The organism is Pseudomonas sp. NCCP-436, from assembly GCF_019656335.1.
Classification (GTDB): Bacteria; Pseudomonadota; Gammaproteobacteria; order Pseudomonadales; family Pseudomonadaceae; genus Aquipseudomonas.
In genome coordinates this window covers 66,743-76,075 of the sequence record NZ_BPLZ01000016.1, presented here as the reverse complement: position 1 = coordinate 76,075, position 9,333 = coordinate 66,743, and the positions used below count along the sequence as shown (strand labels likewise).

General features: G+C 58.7%; 8 protein-coding genes and 1 pseudogene. 1 reads left to right on the top strand and 8 read right to left on the bottom strand.

Features of this window, described 5'->3' with window-relative positions:
• Positions 1 to 136 (bottom strand): annotated as a pseudogene (locus NCCP436_RS15255) (electron transfer flavoprotein subunit beta/FixA family protein); the annotation flags it as partial.
• 329 nt (positions 137 to 465) lie between these two features.
• Between NCCP436_RS15255 and NCCP436_RS15250 the strand changes: the two are divergent.
• Positions 466 to 2,130: an electron transfer flavoprotein-ubiquinone oxidoreductase gene (locus NCCP436_RS15250; RefSeq protein ID WP_220804821.1), complete on the top strand. Its 1,665-nt coding sequence runs from the start codon at positions 466 to 468 to the stop codon at positions 2,128 to 2,130.
• 86 nt (positions 2,131 to 2,216) lie between these two features.
• On the opposite strand, the gene NCCP436_RS15245 is transcribed toward NCCP436_RS15250, so the two are convergent.
• The 7 genes from NCCP436_RS15245 to accD form a co-directional block, all read right to left on the bottom strand.
• Positions 2,217 to 2,993 carry an SDR family oxidoreductase gene (locus NCCP436_RS15245; protein ID WP_220804820.1) on the bottom strand — a complete coding sequence of 259 codons (777 nt, stop codon included), beginning with the start codon at positions 2,991 to 2,993 and terminating at the stop codon, positions 2,217 to 2,219.
• 2 nt (positions 2,994 to 2,995) lie between these two features.
• Positions 2,996 to 4,207 carry an O-succinylhomoserine sulfhydrylase gene (locus NCCP436_RS15240; RefSeq protein WP_220804819.1) on the bottom strand — a complete coding sequence of 404 codons (1,212 nt, stop codon included), beginning with the start codon at positions 4,205 to 4,207 and terminating at the stop codon, positions 2,996 to 2,998.
• Between the two features lie 69 nt (positions 4,208 to 4,276).
• Positions 4,277 to 5,785, bottom strand: a complete 1,509-nt coding sequence (gene purF / locus NCCP436_RS15235; RefSeq protein WP_220804818.1) for an amidophosphoribosyltransferase — start codon at positions 5,783 to 5,785, stop codon at positions 4,277 to 4,279.
• Between the two features lie 76 nt (positions 5,786 to 5,861).
• Positions 5,862 to 6,383 carry a CvpA family protein gene (locus NCCP436_RS15230; protein ID WP_220804817.1) on the bottom strand — a complete coding sequence of 174 codons (522 nt, stop codon included), beginning with the start codon at positions 6,381 to 6,383 and terminating at the stop codon, positions 5,862 to 5,864.
• A gap of 97 nt (positions 6,384 to 6,480) precedes the next feature.
• Positions 6,481 to 7,086 (bottom strand): SPOR domain-containing protein, encoded by a 606-nt coding sequence (locus NCCP436_RS15225; RefSeq protein ID WP_220804816.1) that lies wholly within the window; start codon positions 7,084 to 7,086, stop codon positions 6,481 to 6,483.
• Between the two features lie 81 nt (positions 7,087 to 7,167).
• Positions 7,168 to 8,445, bottom strand: a complete 1,278-nt coding sequence (folC, locus tag NCCP436_RS15220; protein WP_220804815.1) for a bifunctional tetrahydrofolate synthase/dihydrofolate synthase — start codon at positions 8,443 to 8,445, stop codon at positions 7,168 to 7,170.
• Positions 8,442 to 9,326 (bottom strand): acetyl-CoA carboxylase, carboxyltransferase subunit beta, encoded by an 885-nt coding sequence (accD, locus tag NCCP436_RS15215; RefSeq protein WP_220804814.1) that lies wholly within the window; start codon positions 9,324 to 9,326, stop codon positions 8,442 to 8,444. Before accD ends, folC begins: the two co-directional genes overlap by 4 nt.
• Between the last annotated feature and the right edge of the window lie 7 nt (positions 9,327 to 9,333).

The window sequence follows — 9,333 nt, the reverse complement described above, 5'->3', positions numbered from 1 at the left end:
CCTCTTCCACAGCGATTTCGCAGAAGGGGTTCATGGACATCTTGACGTTGGCGAGGTCGACGCCGCTGTTGTCCGCCTTGACGCGAACCTTGACGTTGTAGTCAACCACTCGTTTGACAGCTACAAGAACCTTCATGGATTCCTCGTTACTCTCCGATGAATAGGAATGTCGCCAAGGCAAGCCTGGCCGGTGATGCAAAACCAGCCAGAACGGACCTTTCAGCCTAGACGGCGAGCGCAAAACCGCCCGTATCTTGACCCCACTGCTTGACTCGGTCAATACAGCGAACCGGCCGGTCATCAGGCGATGTAGTATGATTCTAACAGGCCTACAGAAAATTCAAACAAACGTTTGTATTGGCCCAGCCAAAGCGGGTAGATATAATGCCCAAGCTGCGCTAGCTAAAGGGATCGAGCCGCGCCCTCCAAATAAAATATCGAAGAGCCTTATGTAGGAGATAGCCTGTGGAACGCGAATTTATGGAGTTCGACGTTGTCATCGTCGGCGCTGGCCCGTCCGGTCTTTCCGCCGCCTGTCGACTGAAGCAGAAAGCCGCTGAAGCGGGTCAGGAAATCAGCGTCTGCGTAGTCGAAAAAGGCTCCGAAGTCGGCGCTCACATCCTCTCCGGCGCGGTATTCGAACCCCGTGCGCTGAACGAACTGTTCCCCAACTGGAAAGAGCTTGGCGCGCCACTCAATACTCCGGTCAAGCGCGACGACATCTACCTACTGCGTGATGCCGACAAGGCTACCCGAATTCCGGACTTCTTTGTGCCGAAAACCATGCACAACGAAGGCAATTACATCATTTCCCTCGGCAACCTGTGTCGCTGGCTGGCCCAGCAGGCAGAAAACCTGGGAGTTGAAATCTACCCGGGCTTCGCCGCTCAGGAAGCTCTGATCGATGAAAACGGCGTGGTGCGCGGCATCATTACCGGTGATCTAGGCGTCGACCGCGAAGGCAATCCAAAGGAAGGCTATTATACGCCTGGCATGGAGCTGCGCGCCAAGTACACACTGTTCGCTGAGGGCTGTCGCGGCCATATTGGCAAGCAACTGATCAAAAAATATAAGCTCGACAGCGAAGCCGACGCCCAGCACTACGGTATCGGCATCAAGGAAATCTGGGACATCGATCCGGCCAAGCATGAGCAGGGCCTGGTGGTGCATACCGCCGGCTGGCCGATGGACATCATGGGCACCGACAACACCGGTGGCTCCTTCCTTTATCACCTGGAAAACAACCAGGTAGTGGTCGGCCTGATCGTCGACCTGTCCTACGCCAACCCGCATCTGTCTCCGTTCGACGAATTTCAACGCTACAAGCATCACCCGGTGATCAAGCAGTACCTCGAAGGGGGCAAGCGTGTGGCCTACGGTGCCCGCGCCATCTGCAAGGGCGGCCTCAACTCGCTGCCGAAGATGGTCTTCCCCGGCGGCGCACTGATCGGCTGCGACCTCGGCACCCTGAACTTCGCCAAGATCAAGGGCAGCCACACCGCAATGAAATCCGGCATGCTTGCCGCAGAGGCGATTGCCGAGGCTTTGGCCGCAGGTCGCGAAGGCGGCGACGAGCTGAGCAATTACGTCGATGCGTTCAAGGCCAGCTGGCTGTATGACGAGCTGTTCCGCAGCCGTAACTTTGGCGCTGCGATCCACAAATACGGCGCCATCATCGGCGGAGGCATCAACTGGCTGGATCAGAACATCTTCGGCGGCAAGGCACCCTTCACCCTGCACGACAACAAGCCGGACTACGCCTGCCTGAAACCGGCTGCCGAGTGCGAGAAGATCGTCTACCCGAAACCGGATGGCAAGCTGAGCTTCGACAAGCTCTCCTCTGTTTTCCTATCCAACACCAACCATGAAGAAGAGCAGCCCTGTCACCTCAAGCTCGCCGACCCAAGCATTCCGCTGAGCAAGAACCTGCCACTGTATGACGAACCGGCACAGCGCTACTGCCCAGCCGGTGTCTACGAAGTAGTGACCCAGGAAGACGGCGAAAAACGCTTCCAGATTAACGCTCAGAACTGCGTGCACTGCAAAACCTGCGACATCAAGGATCCCGCGCAGAACATCACCTGGGTGGCGCCGGAAGGTACCGGTGGGCCGAACTACCCCAACATGTAATCGGCTTGCAGCATAAGGGCTCCCTTGGGAGCCCTTTTCATTTTCGGGAGTTTGCAGAAAGCGCCAAGAACGCACCCAGCTTCGGATCAGTCCTGATAGATCATCTTGCGGCTCATGCCACCATCGATCACATACTGCTGCCCAGTGACAAAACCGGCACTGTCGGAGAGCAGCCAGGCGACCAGCGCCGCCACATCCTCCACTGTGCCAACCCGCCCCACCGGGTGCTGCGCATGATCGAACACCGACAACGGCGCCAACCGCTGTTGCGAGGGATCACGCGCATCAATCCAGCCAGGACTGACACAGTTAACGCGTACTTCCGGTCCGAGACTGACAGCAAGAGCATGAGTTAACGCTACCAACCCACCCTTGCTCGCCGCATAGGCCTCACAATCGGCTTCAGACTGGCTGGCTCGGGTCGAAGCAATGTTGACGATAGCCCCACGATGCCCCCGTAGGTAGGGTGCACAATACTTGGCCAGCAGCATAGGGCCGGTCAGGTTGACGTCCAGCATGCGCTTCCAGCGGCGCAAGTCGAGTTCCTCGACGGGCGGCGTGTGAGGATCAGCAATAGCGGCATTGCAGACCAGCGCATCAAGACGGCCGAACTGACCAAGGACCTCGGCTACGCCAAGACTCACCAGCTCCTCTTGAGACACGTCCATGGCGACAAACCAGGCATTGTTGCCCAGCGCCCGCGCTACCTTTGAACCTCGCTCCCGGTCAATGTCGGCCAGCACTACCTGCCAGCCCTCAGCGATCAGCCAGGCGCTGATGCCCAGACCGATACCACGTGCCGCTCCGGTTACCAGCGCCACACGCCCGTTGTTCGGCGCAGCATCAGTCTCCCAGCTCAGCATGCTCAGACTGCGGCCAGGCCGCACGCCAGATCCGCCTTGAGGTCGGCCAAGTCCTCCAGACCTACAGCCACGCGAATAAGACTGTCACTAATACCGGCGTTGGCCCGCTCCTGCGGGCTCAGACGACCGTGCGACGTGGTGGCTGGATGAGCGATAGTGGTCTTGGTATCCCCCAGGTTGGTGGTAATGGATATCACCTGGGTAGCATCGATTACCTTCCAGGCCGCCTCTCGACCGCCCTTGACCTCGAAGCTGAGCACCGCGCCGAACGCACTCTGCTGATGTCTGGCCAGTTCATGCTGCGGATGACTGGGCAGACCTGCGTAATAGACACGCTCCACCTGTGGCTGTTGCTCCAGCCACAGGGCCAGTTGCAGAGCACTGGCACTCTGCGCCTGCATACGGATACGCAAGGTCTCCAGCCCCTTGAGGAACAGCCAGGCGTTGAACGGACTGAGAGTCGGCCCGGCAGTGCGCAGAAATCCGACCACCTGTTCCATTTGTGCCTTGCGCCCGGCCACTACACCGCCAAGTCCCCGCCCCTGACCGTCGATATACTTGGTGGCCGAGTGCATGACGATGTCCGCCCCCAGCCTCAACGGCTGCTGCAATGCCGGGGTGCAGAAACAGTTGTCTACTGCCAGCAGTGCACCATGCTCATGGGCGATGCCTGCCAGGGCGGCAATGTCCACCAGTTCGGCCAACGGATTGGACGGCGACTCGACGAACAGCAACCGGGTATTCGGCCTGAACGCGGAGCGCCAGGCATTCAGATCAGCCAACGGCACATAGTCCACTTCAACACCGAAGCGCTTGAGATACTTCTCGAACAGGCTGATGGTGGAGCCGAACACACTGCGCGAAACCAGCACATGGTCGCCGGCACTGCACAGACTCATGACGATGGAGAGGATCGCCGACATGCCGGAGGACGTAGCCACCGCCTGCTCGGCTCCCTCCAGAGCCGCAATACGCTCTTCAAAGGTGCGCACAGTTGGGTTGGTATAACGCGAATAGACATTGCCGGGCTGCTCGCCGGCAAAACGTGCAGCAGCGTCGGCCGCACTGCGAAATACATAGCTGGAAGTCAGAAACAGCGCCTCACCATGCTCACCCTCCGGCGAACGATGTTGGCCGGCACGCACTGCCAGGGTATCGAAAGCCGCACCATCCAAGTCACTATCGAGCCGACCGGCATCCCAATCCTGTGTCATATCAATTCCTCATGCGGAAAACGGATCGGGCCGCCGGCTTGCATCCAAACGGCCCACGGACAGTGTCGCTCAGTTGTTGTGCAGGTCGATGATTTCGCTGACTGCTTCTATCCGGCTCTTGCTAGCGTCATTTCGTGCCCGCTCAATGCGATCCAGATAGGCCGCATCCACGTCACCGGTTACGTACTTGCCGTCGAACACTGCACAGTCGAAATTGTCAATCTTGATCTTCTTGCTGCCACTGACTGCCTCGATCAGATCCTGCAGATCCTGATACACCAGCCAGTCTGCGCCGATCAGTTCGCAGACCTGCTCGGTGGTACGGCCATGAGCAATCAACTCATGGGCACTGGGCATGTCGATACCGTACACGTTCGGGTAACGCACAGCGGGAGCGGCCGAGCAGAAGTAGACATTTTTCGCACCGGCCTCACGGGCCATCTGGATGATCTGCTTGCAGGTAGTGCCGCGCACGATGGAGTCGTCCACCAGCATCACGTTCTTGCCGCGGAACTCCAGTTCGATGGCATTGAGTTTCTGCCGCACGGATTTCTTGCGTGCCGCCTGACCGGGCATGATGAAGGTACGACCGATATAGCGGTTTTTCACGAAGCCCTCACGGAACTTCACGCCCAACCGGTTGGCCAATTCCAGAGCAGCCGTACGGCTGGTATCCGGAACCGGAATGATCACATCGATATCATGATTCGGGCGCTCGCGCAAAATCTTGTCGGCCAGTTTCTCCCCCATGCGCAGGCGTGCCTTGTACACCGAGATGCCGTCCATGATCGAATCCGGACGCGCCAGATAAACATGCTCAAAGATGCATGGCGCGTATTTCGGATTGGTCGCGCACTGACGCGTGAAAAGCTGACCGTCCTCGGTGATGTACACCGCCTCACCCGGCGCCAGATCACGAATCAAGGTAAAACCCAGTACGTCCAGGGCCACACTCTCAGAAGCGATCATGTACTCCACACCTTCATCGGTGTGACGCTGACCGAATACGATGGGACGAATACCGTTGGGATCACGGAAACCAACGATGCCGTAGCCAGTGATCATCGCCACCACCGCATAACCGCCACGACAGCGCTCATGGACATGGGCAACTGCAGCAAACACGTCTTCTTCGGTCGGTTGCAGCTTGCCGCGCTGCGCCAGCTCATGGGCAAAAACGTTGAGCAGAACTTCCGAGTCGGAGTTGGTGTTTACATGACGCAAATCCGATTCATAGATTTCCTTGGCCAGCTGCTCGACGTTGGTCAGATTGCCATTATGAGCGAGAGTGATGCCATATGGCGAATTGACATAAAACGGTTGCGCCTCGGCAGAACTGGAACTGCCGGCAGTCGGATAGCGCACATGGGCAATGCCCATGTCACCCACCAGCCGCTGCATATGACGTTGCTGGAAAACGTCACGCACCAGACCATTGTCCTTGCGCAGGAACAGGCGGCCTTCATGGCTGGTTACGATGCCGGCAGCGTCCTGGCCGCGATGCTGAAGGACGGTAAGCGCGTCATACAGCGCCTGATTGACGTTCGACTTGCCGACGATACCGACGATGCCACACATGTGCCACGACCCCTGCTAGATAGTTCAGGATGATTCAGTGAGCGACGCAGGCATTATTCCACGCCGCCCATTCAAACTAAGGAAATTCGACCGGATAGGCCGCTCTACTGGAGAACCACTGGTCGGACCAACCAAGAATCAGGTTCTTCGACCAGTCAGCGACCATCAGAAAATCTGGTACCAACTGCGACTGCTGCCACCAGGCATCCTGTTCGACCGGTGCCAAGCTGATCAATCCGACCAGCAACACAACCAGCAGACCGCCACGAGCAGCGCCAAATACCATGCCCAGCAAGCGATCCGTACCAGACAGACCGGTAACCCGAATCAGCTCACCAATAAGAAAATTGACCAAGGCTCCCACCAGTAGGGTAGCCAGAAAGAGAACGGCACAGGCCGCAATGATTCGTGCCGACGGAGTCTCGATAAACCCGGCAAGGTGCTGCGCCAAGGCACCACCAAACATCCAGGCTACAACGCCTGCTAGGATCCAGGTCAACAGCGACAGGGCTTCCTTGATGAAGCCGCGCTTCAGACTGATCAAGCTTGAAATGGCGATGATGGCGATGATCGCCCAATCGACCCAAGTGAATACCACAGTGCGGCCTACCAGCGGAAAAGGCGAAATATTTTAGCAGAGGCCGACGGAGCTGGTAACAGCCTGGTGAAAAACACCAGGCCTGCTCCCCTTTCCCTTAACCTGCTTCCGGCTGAAAGCGCACGACAAAGCCGTTCAGCTTGTGCTGACGGTTCAGTTGATCACGCAAACGCTCAGCCTCCGCCCGCTCGATCAACGGCCCGACAAACACCCGGTTCATGCCGTCAAAGGTTCGGATATAGGCATTGTAGCCCTGGCTGCGCAGGGTCTTCTGCAGATTTTCGGCACCGCTGCGGCTGGCCAGGCTGGCCAACTGAACTGACCAGCTGATGGGCAGGCTGTTGGCATCCAGGCGACTCTCCGGCTTCGCAGGCTTGCTGACCTGAGCCGGTTTGCTTTCCATCTTAGCCGGCTTCTCGACGACCGTGGGTGGTGTAGGCGGCTGTGTCTCGACTACCTGAGGAGGCGTTACCATCTCCTCAGGGACCATCTCCTGCGGCAACTCTTCAGGCTCAATCACCTCTACAGGCTGCACGGCGATCTCAGCACGGGCCGGAGCAGCCGGCATCGGTGGAGCATCCACCTCTATCCAACGCATTTCGTCCTCGCGCGATAGCAACATGGGCAAGAAAATTACCGCCAGCGCAACCAGCACGAGTGCGCCGACCATACGCTGCTTGAGTCCCTTGTCCAACCAGGCCATCCCCTACTCCACCGTCTTAAAGCCAGAGCCCGAGATACTGCCATCGCCGCCACCCGCAACGCCAGCCCAAACGTGCAAGACTCAGCCTTGTCCGGCCAACCACTCCAATGCCTCGGCCACGCAGAAGAAGGAGCCGAACACCAGGATTTCCTCGCCATTGCCGGCTCGCTCGCACTGCTGCTCGATGGCTGCACGCACATTGGGCAAGATCTCGACAACCGCCTGCTGCTGACGCAAATGCTGCGCCAGCTCCTCTGCCGCTCGCGATCGCGGGGTGTTCAACGGTGCCACAACCCACTCACTAACCAGATCGAGCAATGGTGCCACCACCCCGGACAGATCCTTGTCAGCCAACAGAGCGAAAACTGCCCGACGCCGACTGGCAAGAGGACGCTGTTGCAAGCGGCGCGCCAGGTATTCGGCGGCATGGGGGTTGTGACCGACATCCAGCAGCAGCGTTAGCGACTTTCCTTGCCAACTCAATGCGCGTCGATCAAGGCGTCCGGGCACGTGGGTGCTTTCCAGTGCACGGATCAGAGTCGATGCGTCCCACGGCAACCCGAGCAGCGCGTAGGCTTGCAAGGCCAGTGCCGCGCTCTCCAGCGGCAGATCAAGCAGCGGCAATGTCGTTAGCGCTAGCGGTTGGCCAGATTCATCGCACCCGAACCAGCTCCAGTCATCTGACCGAATGTTCAAATCATAGTCCGTACCGCGACGCAGCAAAGGCGCCTGCAATGTCGCCGCCTGCTCAAGCAGCACCGCAGGAGGATTCAGGTCACCGCACAGCGCCGGCCGGCCAGGACGCATAATTCCAGCTTTTTCGTAAGCCACCGAATCACGGCTGTCGCCCAGCCAGTCCACATGATCCAGGCCGATGCTGGTAATCAGCGCCAAATCGGCATCTATCAGGTTGACGGCATCCAGACGCCCACCAAGCCCCACCTCCAGCACCACAGCATCCAGGTTCGACTGTTGGAACAACCAGAAGGCCGCCAGAGTGCCCATTTCGAAATAGGTCAGGGAAATTTCGCCACGCGCCGACTCGACCGCGGCAAAAGCCTGGCATAGCTGAACATCGCTCGCCTCACGACCATCAAGCTCTACTCTTTCGTTGTAACGCAACAGGTGTGGGGAGCTGTAGAGGCCGACACGCAATCCCTGCGCGCGAAGCAGATTAGCCAGGAAAGCACAGGTAGAGCCCTTACCGTTGGTGCCAGTGACCGTAATCACCCTCGGCGCAGGCCGCCCCAGAGTAAGGCGCTGCGCAACCTCGCGCGAGCGCTCCAGCCCCATGTCGATGGCAGTGGGATGCAATCCCTCTAGATAGGCGAGCCACTCGCCCAAGTTGCGCTCACTCATGCCGTTGCAGGCAGAGAAGCTGGCGAAGGACGATTCATCAGTTGTGCCAGCAGTCGCGCCAGGCGCGGACGCAATTCATTGCGCGGAATAATCATATCGATAGCACCATGTTCCAGCAGGAACTCACTGCGCTGGAAACCCTCCGGCAGCTTTTCGCGTACCGTTTGCTCAATCACCCTCGGTCCGGCAAAGCCGATAAGAGCCTTGGGCTCGGCCACGATCACGTCACCGAGCATGGCCAGACTGGCCGAAACGCCACCATAGACCGGGTCTGTCAGGACCGAAATGAACGGCAGCCCCTCTTCACGCAGGCGTGCCAGCGCTGCCGAAGTTTTGGCCATCTGCATCAGCGATATCAGCGCCTCCTGCATGCGCGCGCCCCCGGATGCGGAGAAACAAACCAGCGGGCAGCGTTGCTCGAGAGCGACATTGGCCGCCTGGACAAAACGCTCGCCGACGATGGCGCCCATGGAGCCACCCATAAAGGAAAACTCGAAGGCACAAACGGCCACCGGCATGCCTTCGAGAGTGCCCTTCATGGCCACCAGTGCATCCTTTTCGCCAGTCTGCTTCTGCGCCGCACTCAGGCGATCCTTGTACTTCTTGCTATCCCGAAACTTGAGGCGGTCGACCGGCTCCAGATCAGCGCCGATCTCCTCACGCCCATCAGCATCAAGGAACAGGTTAAGACGCGCCCGCGCACCGATGCGCATGTGATGGTTGCACTTGGGGCAGACATCCAGCGTCTTTTCCAGTTCAGGGCGATACAGTACGGCATCGCAGGAGGGACACTTGTGCCACAGCCCTTCCGGCACCGAGCTTTTCTTCACCTCGGAACGCATTATCGAAGGGATGAGTTTGTCTACCAACCAGTTGCTCATACTGTTA

Bases quoted from the DNA above. Each gene is read 5' to 3' on its own strand.
- NCCP436_RS15245 (WP_220804820.1), bottom strand. From the start codon at position 2,993: ATGCTGAGCTGGGAGACTGATGCTGCGCCGAACAACGGGCGTGTGGCG.
- NCCP436_RS15225 (WP_220804816.1), bottom strand. From the start codon at position 7,086: ATGGCCTGGTTGGACAAGGGACTCAAGCAGCGTATGGTCGGCGCACTC.
- purF (WP_220804818.1), bottom strand. From the start codon at position 5,785: ATGTGTGGCATCGTCGGTATCGTCGGCAAGTCGAACGTCAATCAGGCG.
- accD (WP_220804814.1), bottom strand. From the start codon at position 9,326: ATGAGCAACTGGTTGGTAGACAAACTCATCCCTTCGATAATGCGTTCC.
- NCCP436_RS15240 (WP_220804819.1), bottom strand. From the start codon at position 4,207: ATGACACAGGATTGGGATGCCGGTCGGCTCGATAGTGACTTGGATGGT.
- folC (WP_220804815.1), bottom strand. From the start codon at position 8,445: ATGAGTGAGCGCAACTTGGGCGAGTGGCTCGCCTATCTAGAGGGATTG.